Raw genomic sequence first — 13,642 nt, 5'->3', positions numbered from 1 at the left:
GATGATGCCCACGCCCTCCACCCCGCAAGCCCGCCCCGGCGTCCCTGTCGTGGGCATCATCGGCCTGGCAGCCGTGGTCATCGGCGTCGTCTGCGCGTGCATCCCCGTGATCGCGATCGCCGGGTGGGCGCTCCTCGCCGTCGGGTTCGTGATGTCGCTCGTCTCCCTGTTCCTGCGCGGGCGGAAGTGGCCGGGCATCACCGGTCTCGCCCTCGCTGTGATCGGTGCCGTGCTCGCGGCTGCCGTGTCTCTGCTGCTGCTCGCCGCGACATCGTCGGACGGTGCTTCGTCCGCGATCCCGAGCGAACGGCCGACGGATGGAGGCACGTCCACGGAACGTCCGGACCCGTCCGCGATCGAGGGCGCCGAGATGACGACCTTCGCCGATCTCGAGGTCGGTGACTGTCTGCCCCTGGTCGTGTACGACGAGGACGAGCTCGTCTTCGAGCTGCCCGTCGTGCCCTGCGAGCAGCCGCACACCGACGAGGTCTTCTTCATCTACGACGTGGAAGACGGTGAGTTCCCGGGCGACGACGCCCTCACCGAGACCTCGTGGAACGGCTGCTACGAGGCGTTCCAGGCGTACGTCGGCACCTCGTACGAGGCCTCGGAGCTCGACTTCTACAACTACCAGCCGACGAAGGGCACGTGGATCCGGGAGGGGGACCGCACCGTGCAGTGCATCCTCTTCAGCTATGACGATGTGACCGGCACCCTGCGGGACTCCGGTCGCTGACCACAACGATACGAAGAAGGCCCCGGATCGCTCCGGGGCCTTCTTCGTGGACTCAGTCCTCGGTCTTGCGCTTGCGCCAGCGGATACCCGCCGAGATGAAGTCGTCGAGGTCGCCGTCGAAGACCGCAGCCGGATTGCCGGATTCCTGGCCGGTGCGGAGGTCCTTGACCAGCTGCTGGCCGTAGAGGAAGTACGAGCGCATCTGATCGCCCCAGCTCGCGGTGATGTTGCCCGCGAGTTCCTTCTTCTTCGCAGCCTCCTGCTCCTTCTGCAGCAGCAGGAGTCGCGTCTGCAGCACGCGCATGGCGGCGGCACGGTTCTGGATCTGCGACTTCTCGTTCTGCATCGACACGACGATGCCGGTCGGGAGGTGCGTGAGGCGCACGGCGGAGTCTGTCGTGTTGACCGACTGCCCACCCGGGCCGGAGGAGCGGAACACGTCGACGCGGATGTCGCTCTCCGGGATGTCGACCTCTGTGGCCTCTTCCATCAGCGGGATGACCTCGACGGCGGCGAACGACGTCTGCCGCTTGTCGGCGGAGCCGAACGGACTGATGCGGGCGAGACGATGCGTTCCGGCCTCGACCGAGATGGTGCCGAAGGCGTAGGGAGCGTCGATCTCGAAGGTCGCGGACTTGATGCCGGCGCCCTCCGCGTAAGACGTGTCCATGACCTTGACGGGGTACTTGTGCCGCTCGGCCCAGCGCAGGTACATGCGCATCAGCATCTCGGCGAAGTCCGTGGCGTCATCGCCGCCGGCCCCGGAGCGGATCGTGATGATCGCGGAGCGCTCGTCGTATTCGCCGTCGAGGAGCGTCTGCACCTCGAGCTGGTTGATCAGATCGGTCAGCGCAGCGAGCTCCGTGCGGGCCTCCTGCGCTGAGTCCTCGTCGCCCATCTCGTTCGCGAGACCGACCAGCACTTCCAGGTCGTCGAGACGCTGGGCGATGCCGGTGATGCGGGCGAGCTCCGACTGGCGGTGGCTGAGGGCGCTGGTCACCTTCTGCGCGTTCTCGGTGTCGTCCCAGAGGTCGGGAGCGCCGGCCTCCTCGCTGAGACGCGCGATGTCGTCGCGGAGACGGGAGACATCGACGACCTCGCTGATGTCGCCGAAGGTGTGCCTGAGCGCCTGGATTTCGGCGGAGAGATCTAGTTCGAGCATGACACCTCAGCCTAACGTGCCGCCTGCCCGCACGGGGACGCCATCGTCCGGGAGCTCCGGGCAACGGGAGTAGCGTGAAGTCGTGAGCAGCGCATCGACGGTCCTTCGGCAGTTCGGACCGATGGTGTATCTGCCGACGATCCTGTTCTCGCTCGGCGAGGGTGCGGTGATCCCGCTCATCCCGGTGCTCGCCGTCTCCATGGGAGCGGACGTGGCGTTCGCCGCCCTCGTCGCCTCCTGCCTCGTCATCGGCCAGCTGTGCGGGAACCTCCCCGCCGGATGGGCGGTCGGCAGGATCGGCGAGCGCTACACCATGGTGATCGCCGGGGTGATCTCGATCGTCGCCGGCATCGGAATGGTGTTCGCGCCGTCGCTCGGTGTGCTGGCGGCTTCGGTGTTCCTGCTGGGCATCTGCGCGGCGGCCTTCGGCCTCGCCCGGCATGCGTTCATGACCACGCGGGTTCCTGTCGCCTTCCGCGCGCGGTCGCTCTCGCTGCTCGGCGGGAGCTTCCGCCTCGGCATCTTCGTCGGTCCGTTCATCGCGGCAGGACTGCTTCAGCTCTTCGGCAGCGAGAGCGCAGCGATCTGGTTCTTCCTCGGCTGCCTCGTGGTGATGGTCGCGCTGGTCCTCTTCGGGCCCGATCCGGAGAAGATGGTCCCGCCGGTCACGACGGCCACGCGCGAGCGCTATGCGGAGGACTCCGGCGAGGCCGTGAGCGGTTCGATCCCCACGGTCGAGCGCCTCGGCATCTTCCAGACGATGTGGCGCCAGCGTGCGGTGCTCGGACGCCTCGGCCTCGCCGCCGCTTCGCTCTCCGCCGTCCGGTCGGCCCGCCAGGTCGTGCTCCCCCTGTGGGGGCTGTCCCTGGGGTTGGACGCCTCGACCATCTCCCTCGTCGTCGGCGTCTCCGGGGCCATCGACTTCGCGCTCTTCTATGCGAGCGGCCAGGTGATGGACCGCTTCGGCCGGCTGTGGGCGGCGATGCCGGCGATGGTGCTCATGGGAGCGGGTTTCCTGGCGCTGTCGTTCACGCACGACGGGGATGCGGCTGTGCTGTGGTTCGGCATGTTCGCCGCTGTCCTGGGCGTCGGCAACGGACTGTCCAGCGGCATCCTGCTGACTCTGGGGGCGGATGTCGCGCCGAAGCGGGATCCCGCCGCCTTCCTCGGTTCGTGGCGCACGCTCACCGATGCCGGCGGCGCGATCGCCCCGCTGCTCGTCTCGGGGATCACGGCCGTGGCTTCGCTCCCGTTCGCCGCGGCCGCCATGGGCGTCATCGGCCTGGTGGGTGCTCTCGGCTTCCTGCGCTGGATCCCGCAGTTCGTCCCCCGAGCACGACCCGAGTCCAGCGAAGAGCCACCGGAAGGAGACCCGGAATGATCCCGAACCTCGAGGCGGATGCTCATCGCCTCGTCTCGACCTTCGTCCCCCGATCCGCACGAGACCGCGCAGCGCAGGCGGACTTCGCCTCGTTCTTCGATGCCGACGGCGGGCCTGTGCACCGTGAGGCAGGCCCTGACCACCTCACGGCATCATGTGTGGTGTTCGATGCCACGTTCCAGCACACGCTGCTGGTGTTCCACCGCAAGGGGCAGTTCTGGGTGCAACCGGGAGGCCACGTCGAGGACGGCGACGCATCGGTCATGGCCGGCGCGCTGCGGGAGCTGCGTGAGGAGACCGGCATCGTGGTGGACCCGGTGAACCCGCCGCTCGCCTATGACCTCGACCACCACGGCCTGTCTTCGCGCTTCGGCGCATGCGCCTCGCACCTCGACATCGGGATCGCCGTCGTGGTCGACCGAGAGTCGGCGCTCACCGTGAGCGAGGAGTCGGAGGACCTACGCTGGTGGCCCGTCGATGCCCTGCCAGCGGAGGTGCCACCCCAGCTCGTGCCCCGTCTCACCGGACTGCTCACGCAGCTGCAGAGCCCCCGCTGAGCGGGGTTCTCACCGCAGCGCCGTGCGGCTGGTGGCCGTCGACTCGAGCGGGACTCCGTCAGGCACGAACACGGATACCAACGGCGGATGCCATTGTGCGGCGACGGTGACGCGCGCCGTGACGCCGTCGGGCGTTCCGGCAGCGGTGAGCGAAGCATCGCCCGGCACCGCTACCACGAGCGACGCGGCCTGTTCTTCGACACCGGCGTCGGTCAGCTCGGCTCGCGCGCCGCCGTCGCGAACCACCAGCGTGAACCCGTCAGCCCCGGCGAGCGCTGCGGAATCGGCGAGCGCATCCAACCGCTTCTGGGCGATGTAAAGGTCGGTGGCACAGACACACACGAAGAGCACGGCCAGCGCGAGCAGCACATACCCGAGTGTGAGGAGCAGCACACTCCCCTCGTCGTGCTCGATCCCGGCGCCGAGGGTGCGACGGCCCGGCGTCATCGTTCGGTACCCCACTGCCTGGACATCTTCTGCACGGCCTCGGCCTGAACGGCGACGGCGGTTGACCTGTCGAGGCCGATCACCTCCGGCATCAGGGGCAGCCGTACCCGCGTGGAGACGGAGACGACGATCGTCGCGCCAGCCGCCGGGCACTCGAGAGACTTCGGTGTGCAGGAGAGCGTCAGGTCGACCGTGTCCTCGTCCAGACCGTACTCCTCGACGATGCCGGCGAGCACAGCGTCGCTCCGTTCCGCGGCCGTCGTCGCGTCCGGAGCACGGGCGATCACACGGGCGATGTGCCGCGCTGCCGCCTCCGCTCCGAAGGTCTGCTCCTGGATGGTGCCGAGCGCGATCACGAGGTAGATGAGCGGGACCAGCAGGATCACCCCGGCTGCGATGAACTCGAGGGCAGCCGATCCCTCGTCATTCCTCCCCGAACGTCTCGGCAGGTGCATGCGCCTCCACCTCCATCGCGAGGGGAATGCCGATCAACCCCAGCAGGGGGAACGTCGTACGGACTCGGACGTCGACCGTCTCGTGCGGTGCGATACCGGAGACTCCGATGCGGACGTCATCGGCGTACTCCGACCCGACCGCGCGCGAGATGACCTCCCGGGTGACATCCACGCCCTCCTGCGGCGTCGTGTCGGCGAGTGCAGCGTGGTAGGCCCCCTCGACGGCGGCATCGTGGACCACGTTGCGCACGTACACCGCGAATGCGAGCTGCAGCACCGCGAGCGTGAGCGCGGTCAGGAGGGTGCCCACGAGCACGAACTCCACCGGAGCCGACCCGCGATCATCCGCGCACACACGCCGGTCGTCCATCTCAGAGTCCCGACACCCGCTGGATCGCCTGCTCGAACAGCGACGTGAGCGCGGGGCCCGCGACGGCCCAGATGAGCACCACCAACCCGGCGGTCATCAACGTGACGAGGACCCAGCCGGGGACGTCCCCGGATTCGTCCTCGACGAGGTCGCGAACGCTGTGCGCGGTCCGTTGCCATGCATTCCGCCACGAGCGCTGGCGGGAACCCGGGCTCCCGCAGTGCCCCGAGTTCCTCGGCCCTCGGCCCGGCTCGAACGGGCTGCCACCCCCACCAGGCTGCGGGCCGGGCACGTCCATACCGTGTAGACGTACCTTGGGCGAGGTCGGACTGAGCATATCAATGGCTGGTTCGGGTGGGACAAATCCAGTCAACCGCTGACAGAGGTGGAATGGAACTACAGCCCAGCCGGGGACGTCCCCGGTTTCATCCGCGAAGAATGCGCGGAGCCGAGCAGTGGTTCCCGTCGATGTGAGTCGCCCGCGGTCACAGGTGGGTGTCGTCATGGTGGATCCTTTCGTTGAGGGGTCAGCCGATGCCGAGACGGAGGATGAAGAGCCCGGGGTAGACGGCGAAGAGCACGGAGAGCGGAAGTATCAGGAAGACGAGCGGGAGGAGCATCAGGATCTCCTTGCGCCCCGCCTGCTCGATCAGCACACGCTTCGCGTCTTCCCGTGCATCCGACGCCTGGGCATGCAGCACTGCGGCGAGCGGTGCACCGTGCTCGAGTGCGGCGATCACCTGATCCACGACACGTGACAGGCCGGGAAGCTGCAGACGTCGCGCCATCTCGTTCAGCGCGTCGGCCAGCGGCGACCCGGTGCCCACGGCGAGCACCACGTGACGCAGTTCGGCGGTCAGTTCGCCGGAGCCACCTCGGACACCCGGCGCAGCGAATCGAGGAACCCCTCCCCCGCGGAAAGACAGAGGGCCAGGAACTCGAGTGTCGTCGGCAGTTCATCCGTGAGCCGCACCCGTCGCGCCTTGGCCCGCGCGGAGAGCTGCAGGTCGTAGGCGGCGGCCGCCGCCGCCCCGCACAGCAGAGGCAGCACGCCCGTCGGCAAGGAGAGGCGGCCCGTGAGTGCGAGCACGGTCACCCCGATCGCCCCCACCCCTATCCCGGCGAGGCCCCACCCGAGCTGCCTGCCGCGGAACGCCGCAGGGTCGGTCCGCACGCCGGCTTGTGCCAGACGCCGGCGGAGGGGCTCTCCCCCGCCGAGCAGACTCTCGAACGCATTTCGTGCGCGTTCCCACAGCGTCCGCGAACTCGCGGGCAGCGCGCCCGCGGCCGGGAGGACACCTCGTGGCAGACGATCATCGGCGACGACGTCGCGCACGTACGGACCGATCCTTACGGCCAGCGATGCCGCCCTCCACCGTGGAAGCGCGGAAAGCGCGCTCAGCACCCCGGCGGCGAAGCCGCACCCGATCAGGACGGCGCTCGCGAGAGCCGTCATCCCGCTCATCCGAACCACCGCCGAGGCTCGGGGAGTCGACCGATGCGGACCATGATGTGGAAGGCGACCACAGAGACGGCCGCGCCCAGACAGATCACGAGCACGCCTTCGGGAGTGCCGTACGCCGCCGCCCCTTCCGGTCGGAGCACGAGCAGGCCGAGGATCACCCACGGGGCGACGGCACCGAGGACGGCGGCACCGCGGATCCAGGATTGCCGCGCCTCGACCTCCCCACGGAGAGCCGCGTCCGCCCGCACCGAGCTGGAGAGTGCCCGCAATACGCTGATGAGCTCGGTGCCGCCCACCTGACGCGCCATCCGCAGCGTCTCGGCGATGCGGTCGCCGATGGGGTCGGACAGCGTCGTCTTGAGTCGATCGAGGCTGGTCTCGAACCTGCCGCTCGCCCGCAGGTCCCGCGCGAACACGATGAACGCCGGCCGCAGCATCTTCGGCGCGGACTCCGCCAGACCGGCCACCGCGTCGGGAAGCGACAAGCCAACGCGGATCGACGCGATCAGCAGATCGCACACGTCCGGCCAGAGCTGGCGACGCAACCGTCGCAGGCGCATCCGTCGCCCTCGCAGGAACACGATCGGCGCAGTCGCGCCTGCAAGACCGGCCAGCACGGAGAGCACGGGGATCCCCGTCAGCAGCCATGCACCCGATGCCGTCATCAGTCCGGTTGCGACGACGATGGCGAGGAGTCCACGTTGCGACAGCCCCTCCATGCCCGCTTCCTCGATCAGACGGGCGAGTCGCCCCTGCCTCATCGTCATCACGGCATCGTCGGAAGGCGGCCACATCCACGGGGAGACGCACAGCAGCACCCCCGCCGCGAGGAGGGCACCGACGAAGACCGTCACGATGAGGCTCCGACCCGGCGAGCGGCGATGCGCTCCACGACGACATCCCTGCGGTCTGCCACCCGGTACACCTGCTCGGTCCGGACTCTGCCTTCGTCGACGTCACCGGTCGGTGCGATGACCTCTTGGACGTATCGCCGACCTGCCCGGTCTCGAACGCAGTGCACGACCAGGTCGATCGACGCGGCGAGCGCGGGCGCGATGAACGCGCGGTCGATGTTGCGCCCGGCCAGGAGCGGGAGGATCGTCAGCTTCTCGATCGCCTCCGCCGCGGAGTTCGCATGCACGGTGCAGGCGCCGGGAACCCCCGTGTTGAGGGCGAGCACGAGGTCCAGGGCTTCCGCGTCCCGGACCTCGCCGACGACGAGACGGTCCGGTCGCATACGCAGCGCCTCCTTCACCAGTCGCCGCAACGTGATCTCCCCCGTACCCTCCAGGCTCGCCTGGCGTCCCTGGAGTGAGACGAGATCGGGTCCGTGAACGGCCAGCTCGAACGTCTCCTCGACTGTCACGATGCGCTGGGTGTCGGCGCAGGAAGCCAGCAGCGCGGCGAGCATCGTCGTCTTGCCTGCGTGCGTCGCTCCGGAGACGATCACGCTGCGGCCGGCGTCCATCGCCACGCGCAGCTGATCCGCGACACCGCGAGGCATCATGCCCTGATCCGTCAGCGATGCGAGGGATCGGTACTTCGGGAGGAACTTGCGGATGTTGACAGCCCACGAACCGCGCACTACATCGGCGATGGCCACGTGCAGACGGGACCCGTCCGGCAGCGAAGCGTCGACGAACGGCTGGCTGATGTCGACGCGCCGCCCCGTTGACTGGAGCATCCTCTCGACGAGGTCGCGCACCGACACCTCATCGAGCACGACGTCGGTCCGCTCGGCCGTGCCCTCGCGCGCGACGTGCACGTGCCCTGCGCCGTTCAGCCAGATCTCCTCGACCTGTGGATCGTCGAGCAGCGGCTGCAGCGCGCCGAATCCGCTCAAGGTCGCCAGGACCTCCCGCACGCATGCGGCCTCATCGTCGATCAACGCCTCGCCGCGGGCGAGGGCGAGATCGTCGTGTCGGCGGACCTCGGCGTGGGCGATGCGCCAGGCCCCGTCCGGATCGATCGACGGGTCGATGCCCTCGGCGCGCAGACGCGAACGCACACGCTCGGCGACGAGGGCGGACGGACGAATCACTCAGGCATCCTCGCAACATTCGACGCGCGGCCTCCGAAGTTATCCACAAGCCGACCTGGAGTCCCATCCCCTCCGCAGAGTCCCGGCCCGGCGCGGACTGCGGGCGGATCCCCAGATACCCGGTTTCGGCGATCAGTAGACTTATCCCACCGCGCGGGAGTGGTGGAATTGGCAGACACGCAGGATTTAGGTTCCTGTGCCCCAGGGCGTGTGGGTTCAAGTCCCACCTTCCGCACGAGAGACGACGGCAGCCTTCTCAGGTCGCCATGACATCGCTCTGTTACACCGCCGACCAATCGCGACCGACGGGACTCTCCCAGTGCTCGAAACCATGCTGCACGCACCGACCGCTCTCATCCCCTGGCTGGACCCCGCCACCATCATCGGGACCGCCGGGCCGTGGGCGCTCCTCGTGGTGTGCTTCATCGTCTTCGCGGAGACCGGTCTGCTCGTCGGTTTCCTGCTTCCCGGCGACACGCTGCTCGTGATCGCGGGCCTTCTCTCACACCCGATCGCGGGTTCCGAGCACGGTGTCTTCGGCATTAACGTCTGGTGGGTCGCCCTGCTCATCGGCCTCGCGGCCTTCGTCGGCGGCGAGGTCGGCTATGTGATCGGGCACAAGGGCGGACCGGCCGTGTTCGAGCGCAAGGAGTCGGGACTCTTCAGCAAGAAGAACGTCGAGCGCACGAACGCGTTCTTCGAGCGCTTCGGAGGCATCACCGTGATCCTCGCGCGCTTCGTGCCGATCGTGCGCACGTTCGCCCCGGTCGCCGCCGGTGTCGGTCACATGCCGTGGCGCAAGTACACGCTCTACAACCTGATCGGTGCGATCCTGTGGGGCTTCGGGCTCACCATGTTCGGCTACCTCATCGGGTTCATCCCGCCGGTCGCGACGTTCGTGGAGAACTACATCGACCTCATCCTGCTCGCGGCCGTCGGCGGCACGGCGCTGGTGACGCTGTGGCACTACCTGTCAGAGCGCCACAAGGCGAAGAAGGCTGCCGCAGCAGGGGAAGACGTCGTCACCGACGCTGAGGAGGCGCAGGAGCTCGTGCTCGACGCCGACGTGTTCGACCGCGCTCCCGACCTGGACGGCGACGGCAAGCACTGACCGCGGTCGGTCAGCCCGCGTTCTTGGCGCGCTCCTCCTTCGAGCGGGCGACACTCGCACGCAGAGCCTCCATGAGATCGATGACCTCGCCGCCCTCGGCCGCCTTCTCGGCTTCGCCGAAGGTCTCCGCGACGTCGAACGTCTCGCCTGCCTCGATCTTCGCGTCGATCAGCGTGCGGAGCTCCTTCTGGTACTCGTCGACGAACTCCTCGGGATCGAAGTCCGCCGAGTAGCTGTCCACGAGCGACGCCGAGAGCTCCAACTCCTTCTTCGAGATCCGCACATCCTCGTCCAGCGCGGGGAACGCCGCTTCGCGCACCTCGTCGGCCCAGAGCAGCGTCTGCAGCACGAGCACCTTCCCCCGCACGCGCAGCGCGGCGAGCCTCGTCTTCTGCCGCAGGGTGAACCGCACGATCGCCGTGCGGTCGGTCTGCTCGAGCGTCTTGCGCAGGAGGACGTACGCCTTCGGTGACTTGGAATCGGGTTCGAGGTAGTACGGCTTGTCGAGCGTGAGCAGATCGACCTGGTCGGAAGGCACGAACTCCACGACGTCGATCTCCCTGCTCTTCTCGGCGGGGAGCGCGGCGAGGTCGTCCTTCGTGAGGACGACGGTCTGGCCCTCCTCGACGTACGCGCGGTCGATGTCGGCGTAGGCGACGGTCTCTCCGCAGACCTCGCAGGTGCGCTGGTAGCGGATGCGACCGCCGTCTTTCTCATGCACCTGATGCAGCGGCACGTCGTGGTCCTCGGTCGCGGAGTACACCTTGACCGGGACGTTCACGAGCCCGAACGTCAGTGCGCCCTTCCAGATCGTCCTCATCACACCAGTAGACACCAGCCACAGCCGTCACGACCAGCCCTTGACTACGCTGGCTCCATGGTGGGAGATGCGCAGATCGTCCAGGTCGACGGCCGCCGCCTGCGCGTGACGAACCTCGACAAGGTCGTCTACCCCGAGACCGGCACCACCAAGGGCGAGGTCATCGCGTACTACACGGCCATCGCACCTCTGCTGCTCCCCCTCCTCGACGGCCGCCCCGTCACCCGCAAGCGATGGGTGGAAGGTGTCGGAACAGCGCAGGCGCCGGCTGACGCGTTCTTCACGAAGCAGCTCGAACCGGGGGCACCGTCGTGGATCCCGCGGCAGGCGATCCAGCACTCGGACGGGCCCAAGGAGTATCCGCTCGTCGAAGACGTCCCCACCCTCGTCTGGCTCGCGCAGGTCGCCGCGATCGAGCTGCATGTGCCGCAGTGGCGGTTCTCCTCCGAAGGCCTTCCCGGAAACCCTGATCGGCTCGTCCTCGACCTCGACCCCGGTGAGGGAGTCGGACTGCCGCAGTGCGCCGAGGTCGCCCGCATCGCCCGTGGAATCCTGTCGGACATGGGTCTCGATCCACTGCCGGTCACCAGTGGCAGCAAGGGCATCCACCTCTATGCCTCACTCCCCGGCGAGCAGACGAGCGACGAGGTCTCCGCCGTCGTGAAAGAACTCGCCCGCATGATCGAGAACGACCACCCCGATCTTGCGACCAGCGTCATGGCGAAGGCGGTCAGGGGTGGCAAGGTCTTCCTCGACTGGAGTCAGAACAACGGCAAGAAGACCACCATCTCCCCCTACTCGCTCCGCGGCCGTGCGCGGCCGTGGGTCGCCGCTCCTCGCACCTGGGACGAGCTCGCCGATCCGCATCTCGCCCAGCTCGACCTCGACGAGGTGCTCGAGCGCGCCGCCGCGGGAGTCGATCCGCTCGCCACGCTCCGCCCGTCCATGACGGCTCCGCTGCCACAACCCGCGATGACGCGGAGCTCCCACCGATATCCCCGGAGCTCAGCCGCACCCGCCGCCCCGCCATCCGTGGCATCCGTGGCATCCGTGGCATCGGTGGCGCCGATGCTCGCCGAGAACGGCACCCCCGGAACCGCGCGCGCGCTGAGCGATCCCTCCTGGGTCGAGGTCAAGTGGGACGGCATCCGCGCGGTGGGCACGTGGGTGGACGGACGGATGCTCCTGCACGCGCGTCGAGGCACCGACATCACCGCCCGCTACCCCGAGCTCACCGCCGACGGCGCCCCCTTCCTCCCGGTGAAGGACGCGGTGGTCGATGGGGAGATCGTGGCGTTCGACGCCAACAGCCGACCGAGCTTCTCGCTCCTCCAGAACCGGATGCACCTCACCCGCCCCCGCGAGATCGAGCGCGAGGTGATCCGCACCCCCATCGTCTACATGCTGTTCGACCTGCTCCGCCTCGATGGGCACGACCTCACGGGCCTGCCGCTCCGGGAGAGACGGACACTTCTCGAGGATGTGATCGCCGGCCTCGACGCTCCCGTGCAGGTCCCTCCCGTGTTCGACGACGTCGACGCGGCACTCATCGCGAGCCGGGAGTTCGGTCTCGAGGGCGTCGTCGTCAAGGACCCGCGATCGCGCTACCGTCCGGGGCAGCGCTCACCCTCGTGGTTGAAGCTCAAGCACACCCGGATGCAGGAAGCCGTGATCGTGGGTATCCGACCGGGCAAAGGCGACAGGGAGAGCACGCTCGGATCGCTGCTTCTCGCCGTTCCGGACACCTCATCGGGACGGCGACGGCTCCGCTACGTCGGCCGTGTGGGCACCGGATTCACCGATCGGATCCTGCGCGACCTCCTCGCACGGCTCACCCCTCTTCGCGTGGACGATGCCCCCCTCGACGGCGTCCCCGCCCCTGATGCCTCCGACGCGCTCTGGGTGCGCCCCGAAGTCGTCGGCGAGGTCGAGTTCGCGAACTGGACGCCCGACGGAGTGCTCCGCCATGCCCGTTGGCGAGGCCTCCGCCCGGACAAGAGTCCTCTGGAGATCACTGTCGAGACCCCCGTCGAGGTCCCGTCGATTCCTGAAACCTGACCCGAGATCACGGCGCCGGATCAGGCGTGGTGCGGTTCGCAGTCGGACTGCTCGGCGGGCTCGATCTGGAAGGTCGAATGCTCGACGTCGAAGTGGTCGGCGAGACACGCCTGCATCTCGGTCAGCAGTTGCGACGAGCGTCCGTCGGCGAAGAGCGCCGGCTCCACGCTGACGTGGGCGGTGAACACGGGCGCTCCGCGAGTCAGCTGCCACACGTGCACATCGTGCACACCGACGACGCCGTCGTATCCGAGCAGGTGCGTACGGATCTCGCTCACCGCCGTGCCCTTCGGGGCCGACTCTGCGAGCACAGAGAACACCTCCCGAAGCAGCGCTATGGCCCGGGGGATGATCATCGCCGCGATGAAGAGGGACGCGATCGCATCCGCGGGCATCCAGCCGGTGAGGAGGATGACGACAGCGGCCACGATCACGGCAGCCGACCCGATCAGATCGCCCATCACCTCCAGGTAGGCCCCTCGCACGTTGATGCTGGTGCGCTGCGCGCGGCTCAGCAGCCACATCGAGACGGCGTTCGCCAGGAGACCGACGACCGCGACGACCAGCATGAGTCCGCCGGCGACCTCGACCTCCCCCGGATTCATCAGACGCCCTACGCCCTCGATCGCGACCCACGTCGCCAGGGCGATGAGGATGATCGCGTTGATCAGCGCACCGAAGACCTCGGCACGCTGATACCCGAAGGTGCGACGGTCATCCGCCGGGCGCGCTGCCACTGTCGCGGCGATCAAGGCGATGACGAGGCCGGATGCATCCGTGAACATGTGCGCGGCGTCTGCGAGCAGCGCGAGCGACCCGGAGAGCAGCGCGCCCACGACCTGCACGACCATCACCGTCGCCGTGAGGGAAAGAGAGATCGCGAGCAGGCGTCTGCTGCTGGCCGAACGGATGCCGCCGGGCGCGGGTGCGTGATCGTGCATGCCACCAGGCTAGACCGGGAAACAGCCTGGGAAGGCGTCTTGCGGCTAGTCGGGAAGGGTAACGATTCTCAGCTTCAGCAGCACTTTTCCGCGGCCGA

General features: G+C 68.4%; 15 protein-coding genes and 1 tRNA gene. 6 read left to right on the top strand and 10 right to left on the bottom strand.

What is annotated here, in order from left to right:
• The coding region (locus AX744_RS17290; RefSeq protein WP_061018254.1) for a septum formation family protein at nt 1–736 on the top strand (736 nt) is incomplete at its 5' end.
• Nucleotides 737–788: 52 nt separating this feature from the next.
• Here the strand turns inward: AX744_RS17290 and prfB are convergent.
• Entirely contained in the window at nt 789–1,898 is a 1,110-nt protein-coding gene (gene prfB, locus AX744_RS17285; RefSeq protein WP_046749003.1) for a peptide chain release factor 2, read from the bottom strand.
• Nucleotides 1,899–2,019: 121 nt separating this feature from the next.
• Between prfB and AX744_RS17280 the strand changes: the two genes are divergently transcribed.
• Both AX744_RS17280 and AX744_RS17275 read left to right on the top strand, forming a co-directional pair.
• Nucleotides 2,020–3,279 (top strand): MFS transporter, encoded by a 1,260-nt coding sequence (locus AX744_RS17280; protein ID WP_061018259.1) that lies wholly within the window; start codon nt 2,020–2,022, stop codon nt 3,277–3,279.
• Nucleotides 3,276–3,836 (top strand): NUDIX hydrolase, encoded by a 561-nt coding sequence (locus AX744_RS17275; RefSeq protein WP_061018252.1) that lies wholly within the window; start codon nt 3,276–3,278, stop codon nt 3,834–3,836. The genes AX744_RS17280 and AX744_RS17275 overlap by 4 nt, the downstream gene beginning before the upstream one ends.
• A 9-nt stretch (nt 3,837–3,845) precedes the next feature.
• On the opposite strand, the gene AX744_RS17270 is transcribed toward AX744_RS17275, so the two are convergent.
• The 7 genes from AX744_RS17270 to AX744_RS17240 all read right to left on the bottom strand — a co-directional run bounded on the left by AX744_RS17270 (nt 3,846) and on the right by AX744_RS17240 (nt 8,614).
• Complete coding sequence (locus AX744_RS17270) at nt 3,846–4,283, bottom strand: pilus assembly protein TadG-related protein (RefSeq protein ID WP_061018249.1); 438 nt, start codon at nt 4,281–4,283, stop codon at nt 3,846–3,848.
• On the bottom strand, nt 4,280–4,738 hold the full coding sequence (locus AX744_RS17265) for a hypothetical protein (protein WP_061018247.1): 459 nt from the start codon (nt 4,736–4,738) through the stop codon (nt 4,280–4,282). Before AX744_RS17265 ends, AX744_RS17270 begins: the two co-directional genes overlap by 4 nt.
• Entirely contained in the window at nt 4,707–5,108 is a 402-nt protein-coding gene (locus AX744_RS17260) for a TadE/TadG family type IV pilus assembly protein (protein ID WP_046748999.1), read from the bottom strand. The genes AX744_RS17265 and AX744_RS17260 overlap by 32 nt, the downstream gene beginning before the upstream one ends.
• A gap of 527 nt (nt 5,109–5,635) precedes the next feature.
• Nucleotides 5,636–5,947: a type II secretion system F family protein gene (locus tag AX744_RS21105; protein WP_231728846.1), complete on the bottom strand. Its 312-nt coding sequence runs from the start codon at nt 5,945–5,947 to the stop codon at nt 5,636–5,638.
• A 17-nt stretch (nt 5,948–5,964) separates the two neighbouring features.
• Nucleotides 5,965–6,564 (bottom strand): hypothetical protein, encoded by a 600-nt coding sequence (locus AX744_RS21100; protein ID WP_231728845.1) that lies wholly within the window; start codon nt 6,562–6,564, stop codon nt 5,965–5,967.
• 5 nt (nt 6,565–6,569) lie between these two features.
• A complete protein-coding gene (locus AX744_RS17245) occupies nt 6,570–7,427 on the bottom strand; it encodes a type II secretion system F family protein (protein WP_058631823.1) in 858 nt (285 codons plus the stop codon).
• Nucleotides 7,424–8,614 (bottom strand): CpaF family protein, encoded by a 1,191-nt coding sequence (locus AX744_RS17240; RefSeq protein ID WP_046748978.1) that lies wholly within the window; start codon nt 8,612–8,614, stop codon nt 7,424–7,426. The genes AX744_RS17245 and AX744_RS17240 overlap by 4 nt, the downstream gene beginning before the upstream one ends.
• A 153-nt stretch (nt 8,615–8,767) precedes the next feature.
• Between AX744_RS17240 and AX744_RS17235 the strand changes: the two genes are divergently transcribed.
• A tRNA-Leu gene (locus AX744_RS17235) sits at nt 8,768–8,849 on the top strand.
• A gap of 96 nt (nt 8,850–8,945) precedes the next feature.
• A complete protein-coding gene (locus AX744_RS17230) occupies nt 8,946–9,725 on the top strand; it encodes a DedA family protein (RefSeq protein WP_058631818.1) in 780 nt (259 codons plus the stop codon).
• Between the two features lie 10 nt (nt 9,726–9,735).
• Here AX744_RS17230 and ku read toward each other — a convergent pair whose 3' ends face one another.
• Nucleotides 9,736–10,545: a non-homologous end joining protein Ku gene (gene ku / locus AX744_RS17225; protein WP_046748976.1), complete on the bottom strand. Its 810-nt coding sequence runs from the start codon at nt 10,543–10,545 to the stop codon at nt 9,736–9,738.
• A 57-nt stretch (nt 10,546–10,602) separates the two neighbouring features.
• Between ku and ligD the strand changes: the two genes are divergently transcribed.
• Nucleotides 10,603–12,603, top strand: coding sequence for a non-homologous end-joining DNA ligase (gene ligD / locus AX744_RS17220; protein ID WP_061018243.1), 2,001 nt, complete (start codon nt 10,603–10,605; stop codon nt 12,601–12,603).
• Between the two features lie 20 nt (nt 12,604–12,623).
• Here the strand turns inward: ligD and AX744_RS17215 are convergent, their stop codons facing one another.
• Nucleotides 12,624–13,544 (bottom strand): cation diffusion facilitator family transporter, encoded by a 921-nt coding sequence (locus AX744_RS17215; RefSeq protein WP_046748974.1) that lies wholly within the window; start codon nt 13,542–13,544, stop codon nt 12,624–12,626.
• Nucleotides 13,545–13,642 lie beyond the last annotated feature (98 nt).

Source organism: Microbacterium sp. CCH5-D1, from assembly GCF_001557335.1.
In the GTDB taxonomy this organism is placed as follows: domain Bacteria; phylum Actinomycetota; class Actinomycetes; order Actinomycetales; family Microbacteriaceae; genus Microbacterium; species Microbacterium oxydans.
Note: the sequence above shows the minus strand (reverse complement) of the source record. Positions and strands in the feature narration are given on the sequence as shown.

Excerpts from the sequence above, each read along its gene's own strand:
- AX744_RS17215 (WP_046748974.1), bottom strand. The coding sequence starts at position 13,544 with ATGCACGATCACGCACCCGCGCCCGGCGGCATCCGTTCGGCCAGCAGC.
- AX744_RS17265 (WP_061018247.1), bottom strand. The coding sequence starts at position 4,738 with ATGCACCTGCCGAGACGTTCGGGGAGGAATGACGAGGGATCGGCTGCC.
- AX744_RS21100 (WP_231728845.1), bottom strand. The coding sequence starts at position 6,564 with ATGACGGCTCTCGCGAGCGCCGTCCTGATCGGGTGCGGCTTCGCCGCC.
- AX744_RS17275 (WP_061018252.1), top strand. The coding sequence starts at position 3,276 with ATGATCCCGAACCTCGAGGCGGATGCTCATCGCCTCGTCTCGACCTTC.
- ku (WP_046748976.1), bottom strand. The coding sequence starts at position 10,545 with ATGAGGACGATCTGGAAGGGCGCACTGACGTTCGGGCTCGTGAACGTC.
- prfB (WP_046749003.1), bottom strand. The coding sequence starts at position 1,898 with ATGCTCGAACTAGATCTCTCCGCCGAAATCCAGGCGCTCAGGCACACC.
- ligD (WP_061018243.1), top strand. The coding sequence starts at position 10,603 with ATGGTGGGAGATGCGCAGATCGTCCAGGTCGACGGCCGCCGCCTGCGC.
- AX744_RS17270 (WP_061018249.1), bottom strand. The coding sequence starts at position 4,283 with ATGACGCCGGGCCGTCGCACCCTCGGCGCCGGGATCGAGCACGACGAG.
- AX744_RS17280 (WP_061018259.1), top strand. The coding sequence starts at position 2,020 with ATGGTGTATCTGCCGACGATCCTGTTCTCGCTCGGCGAGGGTGCGGTG.
- AX744_RS17230 (WP_058631818.1), top strand. The coding sequence starts at position 8,946 with ATGCTGCACGCACCGACCGCTCTCATCCCCTGGCTGGACCCCGCCACC.
- AX744_RS17260 (WP_046748999.1), bottom strand. The coding sequence starts at position 5,108 with ATGGACGACCGGCGTGTGTGCGCGGATGATCGCGGGTCGGCTCCGGTG.